Annotated in this window: 22 protein-coding genes and 1 pseudogene; 5 read left to right on the top strand and 18 right to left on the bottom strand. The window is 74.7% G+C overall.

The features are described from left to right. Positions 1–6 precede the first annotated feature (6 nt). Entirely contained in the window at positions 7–1,464 is a 1,458-nt protein-coding gene (tcuA, locus tag FB558_RS36515; RefSeq protein WP_142061756.1) for an FAD-dependent tricarballylate dehydrogenase TcuA, read from the bottom strand. Positions 1,465–1,549: 85 nt separating this feature from the next. Here tcuA and FB558_RS36510 point away from each other — a divergent pair, with 85 nt between their 5' ends. From FB558_RS36510 to FB558_RS36500, 3 genes are read left to right on the top strand one after another with little or no spacing between them, the layout of a single operon-like run. Further along, complete coding sequence (locus FB558_RS36510) at positions 1,550–2,587, top strand: Bug family tripartite tricarboxylate transporter substrate binding protein (protein ID WP_211367076.1); 1,038 nt, start codon at positions 1,550–1,552, stop codon at positions 2,585–2,587. A 4-nt stretch (positions 2,588–2,591) separates the two neighbouring features. Continuing rightward, positions 2,592–3,086, top strand: a complete 495-nt coding sequence (locus tag FB558_RS36505) for a tripartite tricarboxylate transporter TctB family protein (protein WP_142061753.1) — start codon at positions 2,592–2,594, stop codon at positions 3,084–3,086. After that, a complete protein-coding gene (locus FB558_RS36500; RefSeq protein ID WP_142061750.1) occupies positions 3,086–4,588 on the top strand; it encodes a tripartite tricarboxylate transporter permease in 1,503 nt (500 codons plus the stop codon). Before FB558_RS36505 ends, FB558_RS36500 begins: the two co-directional genes overlap by 1 nt. Here the strand turns inward: FB558_RS36500 and FB558_RS36495 are convergent. Further along, a complete protein-coding gene (locus FB558_RS36495; RefSeq protein ID WP_142061747.1) occupies positions 4,575–5,705 on the bottom strand; it encodes an MFS transporter in 1,131 nt (376 codons plus the stop codon). The two genes, FB558_RS36500 and FB558_RS36495, sit on opposite strands and share 14 nt — an antisense overlap. Before the next feature lie 238 nt (positions 5,706–5,943). Here FB558_RS36495 and FB558_RS36490 point away from each other — a divergent pair, with 238 nt between their 5' ends. Then, entirely contained in the window at positions 5,944–6,834 is an 891-nt protein-coding gene (locus FB558_RS36490) for a LysR family transcriptional regulator (protein WP_142061744.1), read from the top strand. 16 nt (positions 6,835–6,850) lie between these two features. On the opposite strand, the gene FB558_RS36485 is transcribed toward FB558_RS36490, so the two are convergent. The 11 genes from FB558_RS36485 to FB558_RS36435 all read right to left on the bottom strand — a co-directional run bounded on the left by FB558_RS36485 (position 6,851) and on the right by FB558_RS36435 (position 17,267). After that, on the bottom strand, positions 6,851–7,489 hold the full coding sequence (locus FB558_RS36485; RefSeq protein WP_246107015.1) for a DUF1707 SHOCT-like domain-containing protein: 639 nt from the start codon (positions 7,487–7,489) through the stop codon (positions 6,851–6,853). A gap of 19 nt (positions 7,490–7,508) precedes the next feature. Then, on the bottom strand, positions 7,509–8,495 hold the full coding sequence (locus FB558_RS36480) for a patatin-like phospholipase family protein (RefSeq protein WP_142061738.1): 987 nt from the start codon (positions 8,493–8,495) through the stop codon (positions 7,509–7,511). Between the two features lie 41 nt (positions 8,496–8,536). Next, complete coding sequence (locus FB558_RS36475; RefSeq protein WP_211367074.1) at positions 8,537–9,571, bottom strand: FecCD family ABC transporter permease; 1,035 nt, start codon at positions 9,569–9,571, stop codon at positions 8,537–8,539. Beyond that, positions 9,568–10,614, bottom strand: a complete 1,047-nt coding sequence (locus FB558_RS36470) for a FecCD family ABC transporter permease (RefSeq protein ID WP_211367073.1) — start codon at positions 10,612–10,614, stop codon at positions 9,568–9,570. The genes FB558_RS36475 and FB558_RS36470 overlap by 4 nt, the downstream gene beginning before the upstream one ends. Next, positions 10,611–11,624 (bottom strand): ABC transporter substrate-binding protein, encoded by a 1,014-nt coding sequence (locus tag FB558_RS36465; RefSeq protein WP_246107014.1) that lies wholly within the window; start codon positions 11,622–11,624, stop codon positions 10,611–10,613. Before FB558_RS36465 ends, FB558_RS36470 begins: the two co-directional genes overlap by 4 nt. 30 nt (positions 11,625–11,654) lie before the next feature. Continuing rightward, the gene (locus FB558_RS36460) at positions 11,655–12,461 is read right to left on the bottom strand and encodes a class I SAM-dependent methyltransferase (RefSeq protein WP_142061735.1); all 807 of its coding nucleotides are present in this window, start codon (positions 12,459–12,461) and stop codon (positions 11,655–11,657) included. 43 nt (positions 12,462–12,504) lie between these two features. Next, on the bottom strand, positions 12,505–13,011 hold the full coding sequence (locus FB558_RS36455) for a DUF1638 domain-containing protein (protein WP_211367072.1): 507 nt from the start codon (positions 13,009–13,011) through the stop codon (positions 12,505–12,507). A 136-nt stretch (positions 13,012–13,147) separates the two neighbouring features. Then, the gene (locus FB558_RS36450) at positions 13,148–14,971 is read right to left on the bottom strand and encodes an ASKHA domain-containing protein (protein ID WP_142061729.1); all 1,824 of its coding nucleotides are present in this window, start codon (positions 14,969–14,971) and stop codon (positions 13,148–13,150) included. Next, positions 14,968–15,825, bottom strand: a complete 858-nt coding sequence (locus tag FB558_RS36445) for a dihydropteroate synthase (RefSeq protein WP_142061726.1) — start codon at positions 15,823–15,825, stop codon at positions 14,968–14,970. The genes FB558_RS36450 and FB558_RS36445 overlap by 4 nt, the downstream gene beginning before the upstream one ends. Before the next feature lie 3 nt (positions 15,826–15,828). Then, complete coding sequence (locus FB558_RS36440) at positions 15,829–16,494, bottom strand: cobalamin B12-binding domain-containing protein (protein ID WP_142061723.1); 666 nt, start codon at positions 16,492–16,494, stop codon at positions 15,829–15,831. After that, complete coding sequence (locus FB558_RS36435) at positions 16,491–17,267, bottom strand: IclR family transcriptional regulator (protein ID WP_211367071.1); 777 nt, start codon at positions 17,265–17,267, stop codon at positions 16,491–16,493. Before FB558_RS36435 ends, FB558_RS36440 begins: the two co-directional genes overlap by 4 nt. 151 nt (positions 17,268–17,418) lie before the next feature. Here FB558_RS36435 and FB558_RS36430 point away from each other — a divergent pair. Further along, positions 17,419–18,861, top strand: a pseudogene (locus tag FB558_RS36430) (trimethylamine methyltransferase family protein); the annotation flags it as partial. 76 nt (positions 18,862–18,937) lie between these two features. On the opposite strand, the gene FB558_RS36425 reads toward FB558_RS36430, so the two are convergent. From FB558_RS36425 to FB558_RS36405, 5 genes are all read right to left on the bottom strand, one after another. Continuing rightward, positions 18,938–19,252 carry an isochorismatase family protein gene (locus FB558_RS36425; protein WP_246107013.1) on the bottom strand — a complete coding sequence of 105 codons (315 nt, stop codon included), beginning with the start codon at positions 19,250–19,252 and terminating at the stop codon, positions 18,938–18,940. Positions 19,253–19,352: 100 nt separating this feature from the next. Then, entirely contained in the window at positions 19,353–20,534 is a 1,182-nt protein-coding gene (locus FB558_RS36420) for a M20 family metallopeptidase (RefSeq protein ID WP_142061711.1), read from the bottom strand. After that, the gene (locus FB558_RS36415; protein ID WP_246107012.1) at positions 20,531–22,432 is read right to left on the bottom strand and encodes a dipeptide ABC transporter ATP-binding protein; all 1,902 of its coding nucleotides are present in this window, start codon (positions 22,430–22,432) and stop codon (positions 20,531–20,533) included. Before FB558_RS36415 ends, FB558_RS36420 begins: the two co-directional genes overlap by 4 nt. Beyond that, positions 22,429–23,244 carry an ABC transporter permease gene (locus FB558_RS44155; RefSeq protein ID WP_142061708.1) on the bottom strand — a complete coding sequence of 272 codons (816 nt, stop codon included), beginning with the start codon at positions 23,242–23,244 and terminating at the stop codon, positions 22,429–22,431. The genes FB558_RS36415 and FB558_RS44155 overlap by 4 nt, the downstream gene beginning before the upstream one ends. Beyond that, complete coding sequence (locus FB558_RS36405; RefSeq protein ID WP_142061705.1) at positions 23,241–24,188, bottom strand: ABC transporter permease; 948 nt, start codon at positions 24,186–24,188, stop codon at positions 23,241–23,243. The genes FB558_RS44155 and FB558_RS36405 overlap by 4 nt, the downstream gene beginning before the upstream one ends. Positions 24,189–24,192: the final 4 nt, after the last annotated feature.

The following is a 24,192-nucleotide window of genomic DNA, read 5'->3' as shown; positions in this document are numbered from 1 at the left end:
CGCCGTTCAGGCCAGTGAGCCCGCCCGCCGCCCGAACACCGCGCCCGCGGTCAGGCCGCTGCCGCCCGGGTAGTTGCCGCTGAACAGCCCGCCCAGCATCTCGCCGCACACGAACAGCCCGGGCAGCGGTGTGCCGTCGGCGTCGAGGACGCGCCCGGAGGTGTCGGCGTGCAGGCCGCCGAAGGTGAAGGTGATGCCGCAGGTGACCGGGAACGCGTAGTAGGGCGCGGTCTCGAGCGGGATCGCCCAGTTCGACTTCGGCGGGTCGACGTCCGCGGCCCGCCCGTCCTTGACCGCGAGGTCGAGCGGGACGTCGCGCCGGACGCCCGCGTTGAACTCCTCCACGGTGCGGATGAGCGCCCCGGCGTCGACGCCGATCCCGGCGGCCACCTCCGCGAGCGTCGCGCCGGTGACGACCGACGCGCCCGGCATGTCGTACTCCTCGGTGCGCAGCTGTGGGCGGGTGGTGGCGTCGAAGAGCTGGAAGGCGACGCCGTCGGGCTGGGCGAGGATGCGGGCGCCGTACTTGGCGTAGGTGTAGTTGCGGAAGTCCGAGCCCTCGTCGAGGAACCGCTCGCCGCGCTTGTTGACCACGATCCCGAGCGGGTAGCCGCTGCGGGTCAGCTGGTTGGTCAGCTCCCGGTCGCCCTCGTTGCCGGGGAACCAGGCGTCCCAGGCCACGCTGTGGCAGGTTCCCCAGTCGCCGTGGGGGACGGCGCCCGCGGCGAGGGCGGCGGTGAGCATGTCACCGGTGTTGAGCGGGGTGCCGCGGACCTTCGCGCGCTCCCACCCCTCGCCGAGGTGACGGCGGCGCAGGTCGGCGTCGGCCTCGAAACCGCCGGCCGCGAGCACCACCGACTCGGCGCGCACCGTGCCCGTCCGGCCCGCGGAGTCGGTCCAGGTGACGCCGGGCCCGTCGGGCAGCAGGTCGAGCGCCCGCGTGCCGTAGCGGATCTCGACGCCCGCCTTCTGTGCGGCCGCGGTGTGCTGCTCGACCAGCCCCTTGCCCCCGCCCGTGCTGCCGACGGCGAGCCCGCCCCAGAACACCTGCCGGCCCTGCGCGTCGGGGTAGGCCTGGCGCTCGTACATGAGCCGGTAGCGCAGCCCCTTCCCGTGCAGCCAGCGCAGCGTGTCCTGGCTCTCGGCGACCAGCACCTCGGTGAGGTCCGGGTCGTTGCGCCCCTCGGTCACCTTCGCCATGTCGGCGAGGAACGCCTCGGCGGGGTAGGGCGGCAGTACGGTGACCGCATGCCGGTCGTCGGGGTCCAGCAGGTCGGCCACGTCGGCGAGCCCGTCGTGCGCGATCCGCACCGCGCCCGCGGTGAAGTAGCTGTTGCCGCCCGCCAGCCCGGGGTCGCCCTTCTCCAGCAGCAGCACCCGCCGTCCGCGTTCGGCCGCCGCGTGGGCGGCGCTGAACCCGGCGTTGCCGCCGCCGATGACGACGACGTCGGTCTCCTCGTGCATGGAACGTCCTTCCTCTTGTCCTCGACTGGACATCACTGTATACAACTGTCGACAACGTGGTCGGCGCGGCGAAGGGGGGCCGACGGTGCAATCACCCGGAGCGGCGCAGGAGCGCGGGCCCACGGGGCGCGGCAGCCGGCGCAGCGGGGTCGTCGCGCTGGTGGCCGCGGTCGCCGCGACCGCGGCGGTCGTGCTCACCGCGCCCGCCGACGAGCAGGGCGCCGCCGTGCAGGACGTGCTGGGCGAGGAGCAGCTGCGGATCATGGCGCCGGCCTCGCCCGGCGGGGGCTGGGACCAGACGTCGCGGGAGATGCAGGCCGCGCTGCGCGAGCTCGTCGGGCGCACCGAGGTCTACAACGTCTCCGGTGCCGGCGGCACGATCGGGCTCAGCCAGTTCGTGCGGCGCACGGGTGACCCGTCCGAGCTGATGACGACCGGCCTGATCATGATCGGGGCCGTCACCGCGAACGGCTCGCCGCACTCGCTCGACGACACCACCCCGTTGGTCCGGCTCACCACCGACCACCAGGTGGTGGTCGTGGCCGCCGACTCGCCGCTCACCGACGTGCCCGGCCTGGTCGCGGCGATGCAGGCCGACATCGCAGGCGTCTCGATCGCCGGCGGTTCGGCGGGCGGCGCGGAGCAGATCATGGCCGGGCTGCTCGCGCAGGCGGTGGGCGCCGACCCGGCGCAGGTCAGCTACGTCGCGCACTCCGGTGGGGGCGAGGCGCTCAGCACCGTCCTGTCCGGTCGCGCGACCATCGGGATCTTCGGGCTCTCGGAGATCCAGCCCCAGATCGAGGCCGGCACCGTGCGGGCGATCGCGGTGTCCAGCGGCGAGCGGTTGCCCGCGCTGCCCGACGTGCCCACGCTGCCCGAGGCGGGCCTGGACGTGGTGGTGGAGAACTGGCGCGGCGTCGTCGCCCCGGCCGGCATCTCCACCGAGCAGGAGCTGGCCCTGGAGGACCTGCTGGTCGAGATGACGCGCACCGAGTCGTGGCGCGCCGCGCTCGCCGACCGCGGGTGGGGCGACGCGCTGCTGGCCGGGCCGGAGTTCGAGGAGTTCGTGCGGTCCGAGCAGGACCGCGTCTCGCGGGTGCTCGCCGAGATCGGACTGGGGTGATCGCATGAGCGCACCGGAACCGCCGGCCCTCGTCGTCGACCGGCACACCGTTCTCGCGACGGCGGCGCTCGGCGCCCTGATGCTGCTGGCCGCGGTCCTCGTGATCGTCGACGCCGCGCGGCTCCCGGACACCTCGGCCGTGGTCGGGCCCGCCGCGGTGCCGATGCCGGTCGGGGTCGCCCTCGGTGTGGTCGGGGCCGGCCTGCTGGTCGACTCGCGGCGCAAGCTGCCCCGCGCGGGCGCCGGCCGGCCGTGGCAGGCCCACGCCGCGCTGCGGGTGCTCGGGCTCGTGGCCTCGCTGGTCGGGTTCGCGCTGCTGCTGCCGGTGCTCGGGTACGTCGTCACGGCCACCGCGCTGTTCGTGGCGGCCGCACTGCTGCTGGACGCCCCGCGCGACTGGCGGGTGCTCGCCTGGGGATGGGCGCTCGCGGCGGTGGTGTTCCTGGTCTTCGACCGGCTCATCGGGCTCACGCTCCCGGCCGGGCCCTGGGGGTTCTGATGGAACAGCTCGGTCTGCTCCTGGAGGGCTTCGCCTCCGCGCTGACGCCGGGGCACCTGCTGTGGGCGCTGGTCGGCGTCACGATCGGCACCGCGGTCGGCGTGCTGCCCGGCATCGGGCCCGCGCTCACCGTGGCGCTGCTGCTGCCGATCACGTTCCGGCTCGAGCCCTCCAGCGCGCTGATCCTGTTCGCCGGCATCTACTACGGCGGGATGTACGGGGGCTCGACCACCTCGATCCTGCTCAACACGCCCGGTGAGAGCGCCTCGATGATCTCGGCGCTGGAGGGCAACAAGATGGCACGCGCGGGCCGGGCGGCCGCGGCGCTCGCCACCGCCGCCCTGGGCAGCTTCGTCGCCGGCACGATCGGCACGATCGCGCTCACCTTCCTCGCGCCTGTCGTCGCCGACTTCGCCACCGGGTTCGGCCCGCCGGAGTACGTGGCGCTGATGGCCGTGGCGTTCGTGACGGTGAGCGCGCTGCTCGGGCCCAACCTGCTCAAGGGGCTGGCGAGCCTGCTGGTCGGCGTCACGATCGGGCTGATCGGCATCGACGCCCAGACCGGCCAGCCCCGGCTGACCTACGGCGTCGACGCCCTGCTCGACGGCATCGACGTCGTCATCGTGGTGGTCGCGCTCTTCGCGCTCTCCGAGGCGTTCGGGCACCTGCTCACCGGCACCGGGCACGCGACGGTGCAGCCGCTGCGCGGGCCCGCCGTGCTCTCCCGCGCGGACTTCCGCCGGTCATGGCCCGCCTGGCTGCGCGGCACCGCGCTGGGCTTCCCGATCGGCAGTCTGCCCGCGGGCGGGGCCGAGGTGCCCACCTTCCTGTCCTACGCGGCGGAGAAGAAGCTCACGAAGCACCCGGAGGAGTTCGGGCACGGGGCGATCGAGGGCGTCGCCGGGCCGGAGTCGGCGAACAACGCGGCCGCGGCCGGCGTGCTGGTGCCGCTGCTGACGATCGGGCTGCCCACCTCGGCGACCGCGGCGGTGATCCTCACGGCGTTCCAGTCCTACGGGCTGCAGCCGGGCCCGCAGCTGTTCACCGAGTCCGGCCCGCTGGTGTGGACGCTGATCGCGAGCCTGTACGTCGGCAACGTGATGCTGCTGGTGCTCAACCTGCCGCTCGTGCGCGTCTGGGCGCGGCTGCTCGAGATCCCGGCCTACGGGATCTACGCCGGTGTGCTCGTGTTCGCCACGCTCGGGGCGTTCGCCGCCGGCGGCACCACGGTGGACCTGCTGGTGCTGTGCGGGCTCGGCCTGCTGGGCCTGCTGATGCGCACGGCCGCGGTGCCGGTGGCCCCGGCCGTGGTCGGGCTGATCCTCGGCCCGCTCGCCGAGCAGCAGCTGCGCCGCGCCCTCACCCTGTCCGAGGGCGACCCGGCGATCCTGGTGTCCTCGCCGATCACGGTGTTCCTGTGGGTCGTGGTGGTGCTGTCGCTGCTGATCCCGCTGCTGCTGCCGGTGGCCAAGCGCCGTAGGAGGGCCCTCACGAGGGCCTGACGGCAGGCGTGCGGCCGAGCGCCAGCGCCACGAGGGCGCCGATCGCCAGCACCACCGCCCACACCAGGACGGCAGGCGGGCCGAAGCCGTCGACCACCAGGCCGCCGCCGAGCGCGCCGAGCGCGATGGCGCCGTTGAAGACGCCCGCGAAGAGCGAGGAGACCGACTCGCGCGCCTGCGGGGCGGCGGCCATCATCCAGTTCTGCGCCGCGACCGACACCCCGCCGTACGCCAGCCCCCAGACGACGAGCGCGACCGCGGCGCCGGGCACGGAGGGTGCGAGCGCGAGCAGGACCACCGCGGCCGCCAGCAGCCCGGCGAGCCCCGCGAGGGTGCGGCGCGCGGAGCGGGCCGCCGCCGCGCCCGCCACGAAGTTGCCCAGTACGCCGGCGACGCCGTAGACCAGCAACAACATCCCGATCAGCGGTGCGCCCATCCCGCCGATCTCCTCCAGCACGGGCCGGACGTAGGTGTAGGCGCCGAAGTGGCCGACGACGAGCAGGGCCACCACGACGAGCCCGGTGGCGACCCGCGGGTCGCCGAGCAGCGCCAGCACCCCGCGCAGCGGCACCGCGCGCTCGGCCGGCAGCGCCGGGAGCGCCGCGGCCGTCGCGACCGCCACCACGGCCGCCAGCACCCCGACCACGACGAAGGCCGCGCGCCACCCGGCGAGCTCACCGAGGAACGTCCCCGCAGGCACTCCCAGCACGGAGGCCACCGCGATGCCGCTGAAGATCGTCGCGGTGGCGCGCCCGACGGCGGCGGCCGGCACCAGCCGCACCGCGAGGCCGGCGGCGAGCGACCACACCCCGCCCATGGCGATCCCCACCAGCACCCGGGCGACGACCATCACCGCGAACCCCGGCGACCAGGCCGCCAGCAGGTTCGCCGCGGCGAGCAGCACCATCAGCGCCACGAGCGCGCGCCGCCGGTCCAGCCGCCCGAGTGCGGGCACGACCAGCGGTGCGGCGACCGCCGCCACCAGCCCGGTCGTGGTCAGCGTCTGCCCTGCGGTCCCCTCGGTGATCCCCAGCGCCGCGGCCATGGGCGTCAGCAGCCCGACCGGCAGCATCTCCGACGTGACGACCGTGAAGATCCCGGCCGTCACCACGAGCACGGCCGCTCGGACCCTGCCGGACTGCCTCCGCTCCGCTCCGGCGGCTCGTGGGCCCTTCAGGCGCCGTCCTGCTCCTCCCGTGCTCGGTCGCTCGTTCCTCGCTCCCTGCGCGCGTCCCCCACAGGACGGCGCCGGCCCACTCGCTGTCATGCCCCCAGCTCAGCGGGAGGGGCCGCCGGGAACAACGGCCGATCACTCACGCTTCCATGAGTCGGGCTCATCGATCGGGGGAGGCGGCGTGGGCGGGCTGGAGGTCCGGGAGCTGGAGTGCTTCCTCGTGCTGGCCCAGGAGCTGCACTTCGGGCGCACGGGGGAGCGGCTCTACGTGTCGCAGAGCCGGGTGAGCCAGCTCCTCGGCTCCCTGGAGCGCCGCGTCGGCGCCCGGCTGGTGAGCCGCACCAGCCGCAGCGTGCGCCTCACCCCGCTCGGCGAGCGGTTCCGCGACGCGCTCGAGCCCGCCTACGGCGCGCTGCGCGCCGTCGTCGACGACACCCGCCACGCGGCGCGCGAGGTGGCGGGTCGCCTGCGGATCGGCTTCCAGGGCACCGCCGACGACCGCCTGCTCGCCGCGGTCACGGCCTACCAGGAGCGCCATCCCGGCAGCCGGGTCGAGATCACCGAGGTCGCGCTGTCCGACCCATTCGGGCCGCTGCACCGCGGTGAGGTCGACGCCGCCGTGGTGCTGCTGCCCGTCGAGGAGGAGGGGCTCGTGCTGGGGCCGGTGTTCTCCCGGCAGCCGCAACGGCTCACGATCTCGGTGCGGCACCCGCTGGCGGCCCGCTCCGAGGTGTCGGCGGAGGAGCTGGCGGCGGTGCCGCTGATCGCCGCCGCAGGCCCGGCGGGGGAGTACTGGCGCCGCGCGCACGCCCCGCTCGTCACGCCCGGCGGGCGCCCGATCCCCGAGGGGCCCGCGGTCACCACCCTGCAGGAGGGGCTGTGGCTGATCGCGGCGGGGCGCGGGGGGATGCTGCTGTGCGAGCCGACCGCCGCCTACCACCGCCGCGCCGACGTCGTCGACATCCCGGTGACGGGCCTCCCCGAGACCGCGCTCGGGCTGGTGTGGCACCGCGACCACGAGAACGCCCGGATCCGCGCACTGTCCGCGGTGGTGGCCGAGACCGTTCCGTAGCGTGGGAGCCGGCGCGTCACGCCCTGCGCCACCAGCGCGACCTGCGCGGCGGGCGGATCTCCACCGACCCCGCCCGCACCGAGCCGGTGATGCGGAACAGCAGCGGTGACGGGGTGTCGGTGCGCCCCCGCGAGCGGTGCTCGACGCTGCTCAGCGTGGTCTGCAACGCGCTGTGGTCGACGCGGGCACCGGCCGGCAGGCGCAGCTCCACCGAGCCCGCCACGACCTCCAGCTCGATCTCCACGACCTCGTGCGGGATGCGGGCGTCGGTGAAGTCGAGCTCCGCCGAGCCGAGCGTGGTGCGCACGACGAGGTGTGCCGGCACGTCCCACGCGCCGCGCCGGGTGACCGCGCCGAGGGTGCTGCGGACCTCGTCGCCGGTGCCGGTGCTCGTCGGGACGGGGCGCGCGGTGGCCGGGCGCGCGTGCACCGGCACCTGGGCGGGCCGCTCCGGGTGCGTGAGGCCGGGCAGGTCCAGCAGCACGGCGTTCAGCTCGCCGCGGGTACGGGCGGCGATGGCGGTGTCGACGCGGCGGGTGAACTCGTCGAGGTCGAGCAGGCCCGTGCCGGTGGCCCGCTGCAGCAAGCCGATCACGTGCTCGCGTTCGGCGTCGGACACGCGCAGGGACCGGGCGGCGGTCGGGTCGTCGGGCACGGGTCGCACGGTAGCCGGGTCACTCCGGGCTGGTCACCGCAGTCCGCCGCCGGCCCATGCGGTCGAGGAAGGTCTCGGCGGCGCGGGTGCCCCGGCGGAACAGCTCGTCCTGGTCGGCCTCGGTGAGGGAGAAGTCCAGCGCGGGGAACTCGGCGACGTCCACGAAGATCGTGCGCCGGTTCACGCCCTCCTCCTCGAGGTGGTAGCGGTTGACGTCGTCGTTCATCAGCGTGCGCAGCGATGCGACCGCCAGCCCGAGCGGCGTGCGCACGGCCTCGTCCGGCCGTTCGACGGGTGCACCCGAGAGCTTGATCCCCCAGGTGGGCCAGCGCGGCCTGCGGTCGTCGGTGCGGTCGAACACCGTGATCGGGAAGTTCGACAGCAGGCCGCCGTCGACCCAGGTGGCGACGCCGCGCCCGGTGCGCTGCTGCACCGGGCGGAAGAAGAACGGCGTGGCGGCCGACGCGCAGACGGCGTCGGCGACCCGCTGGTCGTCGGGCACGAGGTCGTAGCGGTCGTAGTCCCACGGCAGCCGCGCCAGCACCCGCCGCGTCAGGTCGCTGGTGTGCACGACGAGGGCGTAGCGCTGGTAGGGCGCGAGGCTGGTGTCCGGGTCGGGAGGCAGGCGCAGATCGGCGAACGTGTGGACGCCGACGGCCGCCAGCTCGCGCGCCACCCACGCGGTCAGCCGCTCGGTGCCGTGCACCCCGTTCTGCACGAGCAGCGCGACGCCGTCGCCGAGTGGCCCGGCCGCGCGCTGCAGGGCCGGCTCCTCGACGAGCTCGGCGAGCGGGGCCCGGCGCAGGACCTCCTCGAGCCCGTGCAGGTCGCGCCCGGCGCGCTGGTGGGCGGCCACGAACGCCGCGACGATCGCCCCGGCGCTCGTGCCGGCGATCCGCGGGAACCGGTAGCCCTCCTCGGTCAGGCGCAGCACCGCCCCGAGCAGGGCGATGCCCCGTACGCCGCCGCCCTCGAGCACGAGGTCCACGCATCGCTCGTCGGTCATTCCTGCCCCTCACCCGTCGCGGCTGCCGGGCCCATCGTGGCTCACCCCGCTGTCCCGGCGCGGTGGGCCCGCACCAGCAGGTACAGCAGGACGGGCGCGCCGACGGCGGCGGTCAGCACGCCGACGGGCAGCTCGTACGGGCTGACCAGGCGCCGGGCCGCGAGATCGGCCGCGACGACGACGCACGCCCCGACCCCGGAGGCGGGCAGGAGCCCGGGGGAGCGGGCGTCGAGCACGCGGCGCACGATCTGCGGGGCGACGAGCGCGACGAACGCGATCGGGCCGGCCGCGGCCGTCGCGAGCGCGGCCAGGACGACCGCGGCGGCGAGCAGGGCGGGTCGCGCGAGCCCGACGCGCCCGCCGAGGCCGCGGGCGAGCTCGTCACCCAGCTCCAGCAGCTGCAGCTGGCGGGCCAGCAGGAGGACCACCGGGGCGCCGACGACGAGCCCCGCGGCCACGGCGAGCACGTCCGGCCACGAGCGGCCCGCGACGCTGCCGACCAGCCAGACGGCGGCGCGGAAGGCCTCGTTGCGGTCCGAGCGCGTGAGCAGGTACGACGCCGCCGCGTTCATGAAGGCGCTGACGCCGATGCCGACCAGCACCAGGCGGTAGCCGCTGAACCCGCCCCGGTGCGCGACGGCGTACACGAGGGCGGCGGCCGCCGCGGCGCCGGTGAGCGCCCCGCCGACGACGGCCGCCGCCCCCGCCCCGACGACGATCACGACGACGGCGCCGGCGGAGGCCCCCGCGTTGATGCCGATGACGTCCGGGCTGACGAGCGGGTTGCGCGCCAGGCGCTGGAAGACCGTGCCGGACAGCCCGAGCGCCGCGCCGACGCCCATGGCCACGAGCGCGCGGGGCAGCCGGTTGCGGACCACGATGTCGTAGGTGATCAGCGTGCCGTCCCCGGAGAGGGTCGCGACGACGTCGGCCAGGGGCATCGGGTAGTCCCCGACCGTCACCCCGTAGAGCGCCACGGCGCACGCGAGGAGCCAGGCCACGGTCCCGAGCAGCACCGACGCCGGTGCCACCCGCACGGACACCGCGCCGCGGCGCAGCACACGCACCCCCTTCACAGCTGCGCGACCCGCCGCCTGCGGACCAGGTACAGGAACACCGGGGCGCCCAGGACGGCGGCGGTCACCCCGACCTGGACCTCCTCCGGGCGCAGCAGCACCCGGCCCGCCACGTCGGCCAGCAGCAGCACGAGCGCGCCCAGCAGCGCGGCCAGCGGCAGCACGCGCGCGTGGCCGGAGCCGGCGACGAGCCGGGCGACGTGCGGCACGACGAGCCCGACGAAGCCGATCGGCCCGGCGACCGCCGTGGCGGTGCCGGCGAGGACGACCACGGCGGCGAGACCCAGGCCGCGCACGAGCCCCAGCCGGGTGCCGAGGGTGCGCGCGGTGTCGTCGCCGAGCGTCAGCGCGTCGAGGGGCCGGGCGAGCGCGAGCGCCAGCAGCGTTCCCGCGACGACGAAGGGGAGGGCCTGGCCGAGCATCGCGAGGTCGGCGCGGGTCAGCGAGCCGACCAGCCAGAACCGGTAGCGGGCGAACAGGTCGTGGTCGAGCAGCACGATCGCCGAGGTGAGCGAGTGCAGCAGTGCGGAGACCGCCGCGCCGGCCAGGGCGAGCGTCACCGGCGTCGCACCGCCGCGGCCGGCCGAGCCGATCGCGAAGACCGCCGCCATGGCCAGCGCGGCCCCGGCGAAGCAGAACCACACGTAGCCGCCCAGCGAGCCGAGCCCGGTCAGGGCGAGCGCGGCCACCGCGGCGAGCGACGCGCCGGCGTTCACCCCGAGGACGCCGGGTCCGGCCAGCGGGTTGCGGGTCAGCCCTTGCAGGACCGCCCCCGCGGTGCCGAGCGCCGCCCCGGCGAGCAGCCCGGCGAGCGTGCGGGGCAGCCGCACGTGCCGGACGATCAGGTCGGCGTCGCCGCCCGCGGTACCGGTGAGCCCGGCGAGCACCTGCGCGGGCGTCAGCGGCTGGTTGCCCACGAGCAGTGACAGCGCCGCGGCGCCGCAGACCGCGACGACGGCGAGGCCCAGCGCGGTGACGGCGACGGCCGCCCGGCGGCGCGGGGCCGCGCGGCTCGCCGCCGGGGCGGCGAGGGTCGCGGTCACCGGCGGTCGGGGTGCACGAGGTCGGCCACCATCTCCGCGGCGCGGGGCACGCGCACCCCGGCGGCGCGGTCGGCGAACAGGAACCCGTGCACGCGGCCCTCCCGCACGGCGGTCACGCCGGCCAGTGCGGGGTGGGTGCGGATCCGCTCGACGTCCGGCCCCGCGTCGGCCACGGTGTACGCGCCGTCGCAGCAGGTGCTGGTCAGGATCACCTCGGGGTCGCGGGCGATGATCTCCTCGGCGCCCACGGGCACGTTGCGGCGGGTCGTCAGGTCGGCGAAGACGTTCTCCGCGCCGGCGATCTCGAGGATCCGCGTCGCGAAGTCCCGCCCGCCCGCCACCCGGAACGTGCCGTCGTCCTGCGGGGCCACCACGGCCACCCGGACCGGCGGTGCGCCGGCCACCCGCTGCTGCACCGCCGCGATGCGTGCCTGCATCTCGACCACGAGCGCGTCCGCCCGCTCCTGCACCCCGAACAGCCTGCCCAGCTCACGCACGTCGGTGTAGACGTTCTCCATGCTCACCGCGGCGGGGTCGATGGCCTCGTCGGACAGGCCGTCCGCGCTCGGGCACAGCGGGCCGAAGACCCAGCTCTGGACGCCGAGCTCGCGCAGGCTCGCCCGGGTGCCGATGGTCTCGGTGCCGCTCTCGGCGAACAGGCCGTTGTAGCCGGACACGACGAAGTCGGGGTTGGTCGCCAGCAGCGCCTCGCGGCTGGGCAGCTCGGGGAGGTAGTCGGTCGCGGCCTGGGCCCCGGCGTACTCGGGCAGGACCTGCGCGTCGAGGAACGCGGTGCCGACCACGCGGTCACCGACCCCGAGGGCGTGCACCATCTCGATCGCCGGTTGGAAGGCGGCGTAGATGCGCTGCGGCGGCCCGGGGACCGCGACCTCGATCCCGCAGTTGGTGGCGGTGAGCGGCCCGCCCCCCGTCGGCGCCGTGGCCTGCGGCGGCCCGCCGCACCCCGTGAGGACCGCCGCCACGACCATGATCATCCCGATGCGCCGCACGGCGTGCGACACTACAGTTCATCTGAACAACTATTCAATCGTCTCCGTCGCCCGTGCGGCGAGGAGGAAGCGCTGCGCGTGGGCGACGAACGGGCCGTGGCGCTCGACGAAGTCGTGGAGCTCCGCGAGCCGGTCGCGGTAGGCCTCCACGGTGAAGCCGGGGACGGTCCAGATCACCTTCCGCAGGAAGACGACCACGGCGGCGACGTCGAAGAACTCCATGCGCAGGGCCTCCTGGCGCACGTCGACGACCTCGAGCCCGGCCGCCTCCGCGGCCGCCGTCGCCGCCGTGGGCGCCGCGCCGGCGAACGCGGTGAACCGACCCGGCACGGGGTGGGCCGACTCCGGGTTCGGGCCCATCATGAACTCGGTCAGCTCCCGCACGGAGCCGGCGCCGACGTGCTGGGCCAGGTAGGACCCGCCCGGCCGCAGCACCCGCCGGACCTCGTCGAAGCGGACCGCCACCGGGTGCCTGCCGACGACCAGGTCGAACGCGGCGGGCGGGAACGGCAGGTCGTCCAGCACGTCGGCCTCGGCGACGGTGGCGCCGAACGGGGCGAGGGTGCGCCGTGCGATCTCCACGTTCGGCGGCCACGCCTCGGTGGCCGCGAGGGTGGACGGGGCCGCCGGGATCGCCGCCAGCGCCTCGGCCAGTACCTCACCGCCCCCGGTCTGCAGGTCGAGCGCGGCCCCGGCGGCCGCCAGGCGACCCGCCAGCAGGCGCGCGTAGCCCCAGGACGGGCGCTGCTCGCTGGCCCGGCCGGCGAACCAGGAGAAGTCCCAGCCCTCGGTGGGGACGGCCGCGCCCTCGGCGAGGAGGTCGTCGAATCGTGACATGCGGGGGAGGTTGGCAGACGGTCCCCGGGGCCTGCACGGCGTTTCAGCCGATGATCCGTTCCAGCTCGCGCTCCAACCCGGCCTCGCCCACGTCGAGGACCTCCAGCGGGAGCGCCAGGTACGCCGCCGCGGCCTCGGCGGCCGCCCGCACGCGGGGCAGCGGGTGCTGGGCGAGCCACACCACGCGGCGGTAGTGGCGGAAGTACTCCTCGCGCAGCTGCGGGTAGCGGTCCATGCCCAGCTCGCGCACGACGGAGCGGTCGAAGGAGAGCGCGAGGTAGTCGGTGAGGACGTAGGTGCCGGGCTCGCGATCCAGCAGCTCCCGCATCCGCTCGGCGCCGGCGAACACGTCGTAGCAGGTGGCCCCGCCCAGGCGCGGCACGTCGAGCCGCGCGCACACCTCGTCGAGCGCGCCGTGGGTGCCGCAGTCGGCGTAGGCGACGGCGACGCGCGCGTGCGTCCCGCGCAACGCCAGTACCCGCTCCTCGACAGCGGCGGCGATCCGCTCCGGCCGGTTGTGCAGCAGCGGTGGCAGCGGATGCACGGTCACGTGCCACCGGCGCCGGGCGACGACGGCGGAGACGTGGGAGGCGATCGCCCCGCACGCGACGACGGCAACGCGGCCGGACGTTGCAGCAAAGCCACTTTCCTGCCGCCTCGTTGCGTGGAAGTGGCTTTGCTGCAACTCAGCGGGCGGGGAAGGCCAGCTGGTCGATGAACCGGTCGTTGAAGTCCGGACGGTCGCTGAGCTCGACGTAGCGCACCTCCTCCAGGAGGGCCTGGGCCGCGGCGCGTTCACGGACCGACAGCAGCGCCATCTTCGCGCCCTCGCCCGCGACGTTCCCGGCGCTCACGATCCGCACCGCCGGGACGCCCGGCACCAGCCCGATCCGCACGGCCGCGGTGGGGGAGAGGTAGCTGCCGAACGAGCCGGCGAGCAGCACCTGCTGGACGTCGCCCGGGTCCAGGCCCAGCTCGGCGGCGAGCAGCCGCCAGCCGGTGGCGATCGCGGCCTTCGCGAACTGCAGCTCGCGGACGTCGCGCTGGGACAGGTACACGTTCTGGGCGAGGGCGAACACCCGCTCCTCCCCGACGCTGTGCAGCCGCCCCGCTAGCCCCGGCCGGACCTCGGCGGCGGCCTCGGGCGTGAGCAGTCGGCCGGACGCGTCGAGCAGCCCGACCTGCAGCAGCGCTGCCACCGCGTCGACGAGCCCGGAGCCGCACAACCCGATCGGCGCGACGTCGCCGATCACCTGCAGCGCCACGTCGTCGTCGCTGATCTTGACGCCCTCGATGGCGCCCGGCGCCGCCCGCATGCCGCACCGGATCTGCGCCCCCTCGAACGCCGGGCCGGCGGGCGCCGCGGTGGCCAGCACCCGCTCACCGTCGGAGAGCACGATCTCGCAGTTGGTGCCGACGTCCACGAACAGGCGCACGCGCTTGTCGCGGTCCATCCCGGAGGCGAGCGCGCCGGCCACGATGTCGCCGCCGACGTACGCGCCGAGCGCCGGGAACACGTACGCCCGCGCGGCCGGGTGCACGCGCACGCCCAGGTCGTCGGCCCGCAACCCGGGGAACGAGCGGGTGGACATGACGAACGGCGCCACCCCGAGGGGCTCGGGGTCGATGCCGAGCGCGAGCGCGGTCATCGTCGCGTTGCCGGCGAGCGCGATCTCGTAGACGTCGGTCGGCGCGACCTCGGCCTGGGCGCAGACCTCGTGCGCGAGGCCGTCGAGGGCGGTGCGGGCGTGCGCCGTGAGCCGGTCGAGCGCGCCGGTGTCGAGCATGGTCGCGCTGATCCGCGTGATCACGTCGCCGCCGAGGGGCTGCTGCGGGTTGAGCATGGACCCGACGGCGGCGGGGGTGGCCGTGGTGAGGTCCAGCAGCGTGGCCACGACGGTGGTCGTGCCGAGGTCGAACGCGATGCCGAACACCCGGCCGGTGGTGTCGCCGGGCTCGACGTCGACCAGCACGTCGTCGACGACCACGGCGGTGACCTCGAAGTCCCCCGCCCGCAGGGCGCGCGGCAGGCTGCGCAGGGCGTGCAGGTCGACGGCCGGGTCGAGGTCGTCGAGCGCGGCGCGCAGCCGCTCGAGGTCGGTGCGCTGGTCGGCCAGGGTCGGCTCGGGCAGCCGCACGCAGCGCTTCTGCACGGCGGGCCGCAGGATGACCTGGCGCCCGACGCCGACCGTCGCCGCCTTCGGCCGCGTGACCAGCGGCGGGACCGTCACCTGCACGTCCCCGGTGGCGGCGGCGCGGCAGGCGAGCCGCCAGCCCGCGGCCAGCTCCTCGGGGCCGAACGCGCGGGGGTCCAGCCGCGAGACCGGCACCTGCCCCCCGGTGACCCGGACCTTGCACTTGCGACAGGTGCCGTGCCCGCCGCAGGTGGAGTCGATCGCGACGCCGTTCCAGCTCGCGGCGTCGAACAGGCTGACCCCGGAGGGGACCCGCACGTCCCGGTCCTGCCCGCCCTCGACGGTGTAGGAGATGCGGATCCGGTCGGCGCTCATGACGCCTGCTGCTGGGCCCGGTAGGCCGCGATCCAGGCGGCGCCCCACTCGTCGTTGCCCAGCAGCAGGTCGGCGGCCTTGACGGCCTCCACGATCTGCGGGGTGCGCACGTCCATCACCGCGCTGGTGAGCCCGCAGCGCATCGCCATCGGCAGGAACGCCGCGCCGAGCGCGGGCCGGCCGGGCATGCCGAACGAGACGTTGGACGCGCCGAGCGTCATGTTCAGCCCGAACTCGGCGCGGATCAGCGCGATCGTGTCGAGGGTCTTGGTGACGAGCGTGGAGTCCGCGCCGATCGGCATGGCGAGCGGGTCGATCAGGATGTCGGAGAGCGCGATGCCGTACTCGTCCACGGCGACGTCGACGATCTTGCGGGTGATCTCGAGCCGCTTGCGCGGGTCGTCGGGGATCTCGTCCTCCTCGTTGGGCAGCGCGATCACCGCGGCCCCGTGCTCCTTGACCAGCGGCAGGATCGCGTCGAGCCGCTCCCGCTCCCCGGTGACGGAGTTGACCAGGGCCTTGCCGCGGTAGGCCCGCAGCCCCGCGTCGAGGGCCTCCACCACCGACGAGTCGATGCACAGCGGCAGGTCGGTGAGGTCCTGGATCATCGTGACGGCCGCCGCGAGCAGCTCGGCCTCGTCGCCCAGCGGCACCCCCATGTTGACGTCGAGCATCGTGGCGCCGCCCGCCACCTGCTGCTCGACGTCCACCGCGATCCGGGAGAGGTCGCCCGCGCGCAGCTTCTCGGCGAAGAGCTTGCGACCGGTGGGGTTGATCCGCTCGCCGATGAGGCAGAACGGCCGGTCGGGGCCGATGACGACCTCGCGCGTGGCGGAGCTGACCGTCGTGTGCACGGGCTACACCCCGACCGCGGTGCGCTTGCGGGCGAGCAGCTCCTTGGCGCGGCGCACGGCGGTGGACGCGTCGGCCGCGTACCCGTCGGCGCCGACGGCGTCGGCGTACTCCTGGGTGACCGGTGCCCCGCCGACCATGACGATCACCGACTCGCGCAGGCCCGCCTTCTGCAGTGCGTTGATGTTGGCCTTGAACATCGGCATCGTGGTGGTGAGGAACGCCGAGAAGCCGACGATGTCGGGCTTGTGCTCCAGGACCCCGGCGATCATCTTCTCCGGCGAGACCTGCACGCCGAGGTCGATCACGTGGAAGCCCGCGCCCTCCAGCATGATGTTGACCAGGTTCTTGCCGATGTCGTGGACGTCGCCCTTCACCGTGCTCATCAGGAAGGTGCCGACGGTCTGGGCGCCGGTCTCGGCGAGCAGGGGGCGCAGCAGGTCCAGCGCGCCCGCCATCGCCCGCCCCGCGACCAGCATCTCGGGCACGAAGAAGTCGCCGCGCTCGAACCGGGCGCCGACCTCCTCGAGCGACGGGATGAGCGCGTCGAACAGCATCGTCTCCGGGGTCATGCCCTGGTCGAGCCCGGCGTGGGTCAGCTCGAGCACGCGCGGTCCGTTGCCGACGAGCGTCTCGTCGTACAGCGCCCGGAGGATCTCCTCGTCGGTCATATCGCTTCCTTCCTCGGGGGACCCAGGTGGTGGCCGAGCTGCGCGGACAGCCCGCGCAGCTCGCTGACCAGGAGCTCCCCGAGCCGGGAGATCCCGTGGTCGTTGATCCGGGTGGTGGGACCGGAGACCGAGACGGCCGCGACGACGGCGCCGTCGACGCCGCGGACCGGGCCGGCGACGGCACCCAGCCCCACCTCGAGCTCGTCGAGCGAGACCGCCCACCCGCGCCTGCGGACCTCGGCGAGCGTGCGGTCGAGCTCCGCGTGGTCGGTGGGGGAGCTCGGCGTGGGGCGCTCCAGCGGCCCGGGCGGTGGCGGGAGCGCACCGAAGGCGTAGAGCACCTTGCCCAGAGCCGTGCAGTGGGCCGGCACGTCGACGCCGACCCAGTTGGTGGAACCCAGCAGGTAGCGGCTGTCGACCTGCGCGACCTGCACGACCTCGCGGCCCCTCGGCACGCTCAGGTTGACCGACTCCTGCGTGAGCTCGCCGATCCGCTCCAGGGTGGGACGGGCGAGCTCGACGAGGTCGGTCAGCGCGCTCGGGCGCGCGGCGTAGGTCGAGAACAGCGCGCCGGGCCGGAACGCGCCGCTGTGGTCGCGCTGCAGCAGCCTGCTGCGCTCGAGCGCCTGCAGCAGCCGCGAGGTGGTCGACTTCGCCAGCCCGAGCTCGTCGACGAGCGAGGTGAACGTGCGCGGCCCCCCGGACTCGACGACGAGCGCGAGCAGCGCGCACGCCCGGTCGACGGCCTGGCTGCCCAGTGGGGTCGTGCTCACCTGAATCGGCATCCGCGGACCCGTTCCCGAAAAGAGTTCCACGTTATGGAACCGTTGTTCCCACGAGTGCCGTTAGGATCCAACCGGCACCGGTCCTCGTCAAGTTCCGCTTTCCGGGTCGGCCGCGGGACCGACCTGTCGCAGGGAGGCCCGCATGTTCCGCAACGCCATGCCCCGATACGAGATCCTTTCCGAGGACGCCATGGCCACCCTCGACCGCGGATGGCGCCGGATCGTCGAGGAGATCGGCGTCGAGTTCCTCTCCGACCGCGCACTGGAACTCTTCCGCCAGGCCGGGCAGAAGGTCGAGGAGCAGTGCGTGCGGTTCGATCCGGAGTTCCTGCTCGAGCAGGTGGCGAAGGCGCCGCGCGCGTTCGACGTGCAGGCCCGCAACCCGGCCCACTCGGTGCGCATCGGCGACGACGCCATGGTCTTCGGCAGCGTCTACGGGCCTCCGTTCGTGCGCGAGGGCGACGTCCGCCGCGACGCCACGCTGGCCGACTTCGGCAACTTCGCGAAGCTCGCGCAGAGCTTCCCGGCCATCGACTCCGCAGGTGGGGTGGTGTGCGAGCCGGAGGACGCGCCGCTGGACTCGCGGCACCTGGACATGACCCTCGCCCTGCAGACGCTCACCGACAAGATCTACATGGGCAACGTCGTGTCGGGGGTGAACGCCCGCGACACCCTCGCGATGACCGAGATCCTCTTCGGTGGCCGCGAGGCGATCGAGGCCACGCCCGCCACCATCTCCCTGATCAACTGCAACTCACCGCTGCGGTGGGACGACCGGATGCTGGAGGCGCAGTTCGAGTACTCCGGCGCCAACCAGCCGGTGGTGCTCACCCCGTTCCTGCTCATGGGCGCGATGTCCCCGGTGTCCATTCCCGCGACGCTGGCGCAGCAGATGGCCGAGGCGCTCACCGGCATCGCGCTCTCGCAATTGATCAGGCCCGGGGCACCGGTGATCTTCGGTTCGTTCCTGTCCAACATCGACATGCAGTCCGGGTCGCCGTGTTTCGGCACCCCGGAATCGGGTATCGGGTTGCTCTGCACCGGTCAGATCGCCCGCAGGTTCGGGCTGCCGGTGCGTTCCGGTGGCGGGCTGACCTCCAGCCAGACCCCCGACGCGCAGGCCGGCTACGAGAGCCTCATGACGATGCTCCCCACCTTCCTCGCGGGGATCAACTGGGTGATGCACACGGCGGGCTGGCTGGAGGGCGGCCTCGTGGCCTCCTACGAGAAGTACGTGCTCGACGTGCAGGTGCTGGAGATGTTGCAGCACGAGTTCCGGCCCCTGGAGATCGACGAGGCGGCGCTCGCGTTCGACGCGCACGACGAGGTCCGCCACGGCGGCCACTTCCTCGGCGCCGCGCACACCATGGAGCGCTTCCGCACCTGCTTCTACCGCCCGTTCCTGTCCAGCTCGGACAACTACGACCGCTGGATGCGCGGCGGGGCGAAGGACGCGGCGGTCCGCGCCGCGGAGGTGGCCCGGAAGAAGATCGAGGAGTACGAGCCCCCGCCCCTGGACGACGCGGTCCGCGAGGAGCTGGAGGCGTACGTGACCCGGCGGCGCCGCGAGCTGGGCGACTGATCGGCGCTCGGGGCAAGATCCGCAGTATCGGTCGCCCATGGCTGTGGCGGCAGCAATGAGGACCCGATACTCGAGATCACGGTTGCGCGAACGCGACGTCCGCGGCCGCGGCCACGATCTCGATCTCGTCGCCCAGTGCCCACTCCGCGGCGCGGGAGGCCAGCTCGGCGGGGACTCCCGGGCTGCCCGGGCCGGCCGGCACGTCGTAGGTCGCGTGCGCGTCGTGCGGCAGGACGACGCCGAACCCGCGCTCCAGGGCGCCGCGGGCGGCGGCGCTCACGCAGAACTCCGACAGCACCCCGCACACCGCGAGCCGGGTGACGCCGTGCGCGGTGAGCAGGAACCCCCGCTGCACGTCGACGACGACGAGGGCCTGCGCCGGCCTCACCACGCCACGCACCTTGGAGCCATACGGGTGTTCTGGGGCGCGGAGAACAGCAGTACGGCTCCAAGGTGCGAGGGGTGCGAGGGGTGCGAGGGGTGCGGGGGAGTCACGGCTGCAGGAAGCGGGCGGCGGCCTGCGCGTAGACGTGCGCGCAGCGCACGATGTCGGCCACCTCCACGAACTCGTCGACCTGGTGGGCGATCCACTTGCCGCCCGGGCCGTAGACGACGGTGGGGATGCCGGCGTCGCGGGTGAGGATCGTGCCGTCGGTGGCGCCGGGCACCCCGCCGTAGCGCGCCGGTTCCCCGAGCACGGCCTCGTGGGCGCAGGCGAGCGCGGTCACCAGCGGATGGGTGTGCGCGATCTCGACGCACGGGCGGTCGTCGACGACCCGCGCCTCGGCCGTCACGCCGTCCCGCGCGCCGGCCTCGGCCGCCAGCTCGCGGACCCGCGCCACGAGCGCGGCGTGGTCGACCCCGGGGATCGTGCGCACGTCGACCGCAACGGTGGCCCGCCCGGGGATGACGTTGATCTGGTCGAGCGAGCCGGCGGCGCTCACGGTCGGCGTCACGTACACCGCGCCGAGGTGCTCGTGCGCCGGGTGCGTCGCCTGCAGCCGTTCCTGCAGGTCGGCGAGCGCCACGAGCAGCCGCCCGAGCGCAGGCAGCGGGTTGCGGCCGTGCTGGGGCATCGCGCCGTGCGCCATCGCGCCGTGGAGGTCGATCCTGATCCGCACGGCGCCCTTGGCCGACGTGCAGATCTCGCCCTCCTCGGGCTCGCAGATGATGGCGCCGTCGACGCCGCGGGCGAGCGCGGTGCCCGCGAAGTGCTTCGCGCCGAGCATCATCCCCTCCTCGTCGACGAGCGCGCACACGAGCACCCGGCCGGGGAAGGGGCCCGCGGCCTGCAGTGCGCGCACGCCGTGCAGCATGGCCGCCACCCCGGACTTCATGTCCGCGGCGCCGCGGCCGTAGAGGCGCCCGTCGCGGACCTCGCCTCCGTAGGGGTCGACGCTCCAGCGGTCCGGGTCGCCCTCGGTGACGACGTCGGTGTGGCCCTCGAACGCCAGGGTGCGCCCGGGCCCGCCGCCGCCCTCGACGACCGCGACGACGTTCGGTCGCCCCGGCGCCACCTCGCTCAACTGCGGCTCCCAGCCGAAGGAGCGCATCGTCTCGGCCACCAGCGCCGCGGCGGGCGCCTCCCGCGCGCCGTCCTCGTTCACCGTGCGCAGCCGCACCAGGTCGCGGGTCAGCGCGACGACGGCATCCTCGTCGACGGGGTAGCTCACACCTGCTCCTCGGGGACTCCGCGGGCGAGGTCGGCCGCGGACCGGCCGCCCAGCGCCCCGCGGATCGTGGGGACGGCGGCGACGAGCCGCCGCGTGTACGGGTGCTCGGGGGCGTCCGCGACCTGCGCGGACGGGCCGAGCTCGACCAGTTCGCCGCGGTGCAGCACGGCGGTCGTGTCGCAGACCTGGCGCACCACCGACAGGTCGTGCGAGACGAACACGAGCGTGAGCCGGAAGCGCTGCACGAGGTCGGCGAGCAGGTTGAGGATCTGCGCGCGCACCGACACGTCCAGGGCGCTCACCGGCTCGTCGGCCACCAGCACCGACGGTCGCGGCGCCAGCGCCCGGGCGATCGAGATGCGCTGGCGCTGCCCGCCGGAGAACTGGTGCGGATAGCGGTCACCGGCGTCCGCCGGCAACCCGACGGCCTCCAGGAGCTCGGCCACCCGTCCGAACACGTCCGGCTCCCGTCGTCCGGCCAGCGGCTCGGCGACCGCGTCGCGCACCCGCATCCGGGGGTCGAGCGAGCCCATCGGGTCCTGGAACACCACCTGCAGCCGCTCGCGCAGGAAGCCGAGGCGCCGTTCGGGCTGCCCGCCGACGTCGCGCCCGTCGAAGGTGATCGTGCCGGACGTGGGGGAGTCCAGCCCCGCGAGCAGCCGGATCAGCGTCGACTTGCCCGACCCGGACTCGCCGACCAGCCCGAACCGCTGCCCGGCCGCCACGTCGAACGACACCCCGCGCAGCGCGTGCACCACCGGCGGCGCCTGGGTGAGGGAGGTGCGCGGCCGGCGATAGCTCCGGTGCAGGTCACGGACGGCGATGAGGGGCTCGGCCTGCGGCGGGGGTTCAGGAGAGCCACGTTCCTGAACCTGCAGGACAGGAATGTGGCTCTCCCGAACCAGGGCGGGAGCCGTTCCCACCGGGTGGTGGCACGCGTAGCCGCCGCCGCCCTCGCGGGCGCTCCACCCCGGGAGCACCGCGCAGTCCTGCGCCGCGTTCGGGCAGCGGGTGCGGAACACGCAGCCGTCGGGGAAGCGGCCGGCTGCCGGCACCGAGCCGGGGATGGTGCGCAGGCGCCCGTCGCCGTCGAGGTCGGTCAGGTCGGACGCGGCGAGCAGCCCCCGGGTGTACGGGTGGCGCGGCCGCGTGAACACCTCAGCCACGGGCCCGGACTCGACGATCCGCCCGCCGTACATGACGAGGACGCGCTCGCACACGGTGGCGACGACCGCGAGGTCGTGGGTGATGAACAGCAGCGCCGCGTCGCGCTCGGCGACCCCGGAGAGGACGAGGTCGAGCACCTGGGCCTGCACCGTGACGTCCAGCGCGGTGGTGGGCTCGTCGGCGAGGAGCACCGACGGACCGTTCGCCAGCGCGATGGCGATCATGACGCGCTGGCGTTGGCCGCCGGAGAGCTGGTGCGGGTAGGCGCGCGCCAGGCGGTCCGGTTCCGGCAGGTGCACGCTCTTCAGCAGGGTCACGGCGGCGGCGCGGGCGCGGCGGCGGTCGGGCTGCGTGCCGTGCAGCAGCATCACCTCGGCGACCTGGTCGCCCACCCGCATCGACGGGTTGAGCGCCGACATCGGCTCCTGGAACACCATCGTCATCGCGGCGCCGCGGACGCGGGCCAGCCGCGGCTCCGGCGCGGTCACCAGGTCGGTGTCGACCCCCGCGAGCCGCACCGAGCCGGTGGCGCGCACGCCCTCGGGCAGCAGGCCCATCAGCGCGAGCGCGGTGAGCGACTTCCCCGAGCCGGACTCGCCGATCAGGCCCACCCGCTCGCCGGGCGCGAGGGTGAACGACACGTCGGAGACGAGGCGCAGGTCGGCCGTGCCGACGTGGAGGCCCTCGACCCGCAGCACCTCGGAGGCCGGCTCCGTCAACGGTCGGGTCACCGCTGGTCCACCAGCCTCGGGTCGAAGCGGTCGCGCAGTCCGTCGCCGAGCAGGGTGAAGCCGAGCACGGCGAGCGCGATCGCGAGGCCGGGCCAGAGGGCGAGCTCGGGGGTCGTGTAGAGCAGCTGCTGGGCCTCCTGCAGCATCCGGCCCCATGACGGGGTGGGCGGGCGGGTGCCGAAGCCCAGGAAGGACAGGGCGGCCTCGGCGAGCACCGCGATCGCGAACGACACCGACGACTGCACCAGCAGCAGCCCGGCGATGTTGGGCAGCACGTGCCGCGCGGCGATCGCCGTGCGCGGCCGGCCCGCGGCCCGCGCGGCCAGGACGTACTCGGTGGCGAGCACCTGCAGCGCCGCGCCCCGGGCCAGTCGCGCGAACGACGGCACCGTCGCGATCCCGATCGCGACCATCGCCGTGAGCGTGCTCGGCCCGTACACGGCACCGAACATGATCGCGAGCAGCAGCGCGGGGAACGCCAGCACCAGGTCGCTGGTGCGCATCACGAGCTCGCCCAGCCACCGCGGGCCCATCGCGGCGAGGATCCCGAGCGGGGTGCCGACGACGCCGGCCAGCCCGACCGCGACGACCCCGACGAACAGCGTGGTGCGCGCCCCGACCAGCAGCTGGCTGACGACGTCGCGGCCGAACACGTCGGTGCCCAGCCAGTGCGCGGGGCTCGGCGGGGCGATGCGGGTGGTGGGGTCGATCTGCACCGCGTCGTAGGGCGTCCAGACGAACGACAGCAGCGCGGCACCCACCACCAGCCCCACGAGCACCGCGCCCGCCGTCAGGCTCGCCGGGCGCCTCATGCGGGCTTCCGCAGGCGGGGGTCGAGCACCGTGTACGCCACGTCGACCAGGAAGTTGACCACGAGCACGGCCAGCACCAGCACGATCACCACGCCCTGCACGAGCAGCAGGTCCCGGTTGGCCACACCGTCGAGCAGGAGGCTGCCGAGCCCGGGGATCACGAACACCCGCTCGATGACCACCGCGCCGATCAGGAGCGTGGCCAGCTGCAGGCCCAGCACCGTGACGACCGGGATCGCCGCGTTGCGCAGCCCGTGGCGCACCAGGGCGCGGCCCGGGGTGAGCCCCTTCGAGCGGGCGGTGCGCAGGTAGTCCTCGCGCAGCACGTCGAGCACGGCCGAGCGGACGTAGCGGGTGAGCACGGCGCCCTGCACGAGCCCGAGGGCGAGCGCCGGCAGGACCAGCTTGCTCAGGAACGCGGCCGGGTCCTGCGCGGGCGGGGTCCACCCGCCCGAGGGGAACCAGCCCAGCTGCACGGCGAACACCGTGACCAGCAGGATGCCGGCGAGGAAGCTCGGCACGGCCACCCCGACCTGGCTGACCACCGAGATCACGGTGCCGGTCGCGCGCCGGTGCGCCGCGGCGGCGAGCACGCCCGCCGGCAGCGCCACCACCAGCGCCACCGCCATGCCCGACAGCACCAGCCAGGTCGTCACCAGCAGCCGGTCGACGATCTGCGGTCCGATGTCGACCTGCGTGACGTAGGAGCGGCCGAAGTCGCCCACCGGCAGGCCGCTGACCCAGTCCAGGTACTGGACGACGAGCGGGCGGTCCGTGCCGAACGCCGCGCGCGTGGCGGCCACGGCCTCCTCGGTGGCGTTCAGGCCCAGCGCCACCCGGGCCGGGTCGCCGGGCAGCACCGTCATGAAGGCGAACACGACCACCGTCGCCACCACGAGGCCGGCGACGAACACGGCCGTGCGGCGGACCAGCTGGACGACCACGCGC

The organism is Pseudonocardia kunmingensis (assembly GCF_006716445.1).
Lineage (GTDB): Bacteria > Actinomycetota > Actinomycetes > Mycobacteriales > Pseudonocardiaceae > Pseudonocardia > Pseudonocardia kunmingensis.
This window is presented reverse-complemented; position numbering and strand designations above follow the sequence as displayed.

Excerpts from the sequence above, each read along its gene's own strand:
- tcuA (WP_142061756.1), bottom strand. The coding sequence starts at position 1,464 with ATGCACGAGGAGACCGACGTCGTCGTCATCGGCGGCGGCAACGCCGGG.
- FB558_RS36505 (WP_142061753.1), top strand. The coding sequence starts at position 2,592 with ATGAGCGCACCGGAACCGCCGGCCCTCGTCGTCGACCGGCACACCGTT.
- FB558_RS36500 (WP_142061750.1), top strand. The coding sequence starts at position 3,086 with ATGGAACAGCTCGGTCTGCTCCTGGAGGGCTTCGCCTCCGCGCTGACG.
- FB558_RS36480 (WP_142061738.1), bottom strand. The coding sequence starts at position 8,495 with ATGACCGACGAGCGATGCGTGGACCTCGTGCTCGAGGGCGGCGGCGTA.
- FB558_RS36460 (WP_142061735.1), bottom strand. The coding sequence starts at position 12,461 with ATGTCACGATTCGACGACCTCCTCGCCGAGGGCGCGGCCGTCCCCACC.
- FB558_RS36450 (WP_142061729.1), bottom strand. The coding sequence starts at position 14,971 with ATGAGCGCCGACCGGATCCGCATCTCCTACACCGTCGAGGGCGGGCAG.
- FB558_RS36440 (WP_142061723.1), bottom strand. The coding sequence starts at position 16,494 with ATGACCGACGAGGAGATCCTCCGGGCGCTGTACGACGAGACGCTCGTC.
- FB558_RS44155 (WP_142061708.1), bottom strand. The coding sequence starts at position 23,244 with ATGAGGCGCCCGGCGAGCCTGACGGCGGGCGCGGTGCTCGTGGGGCTG.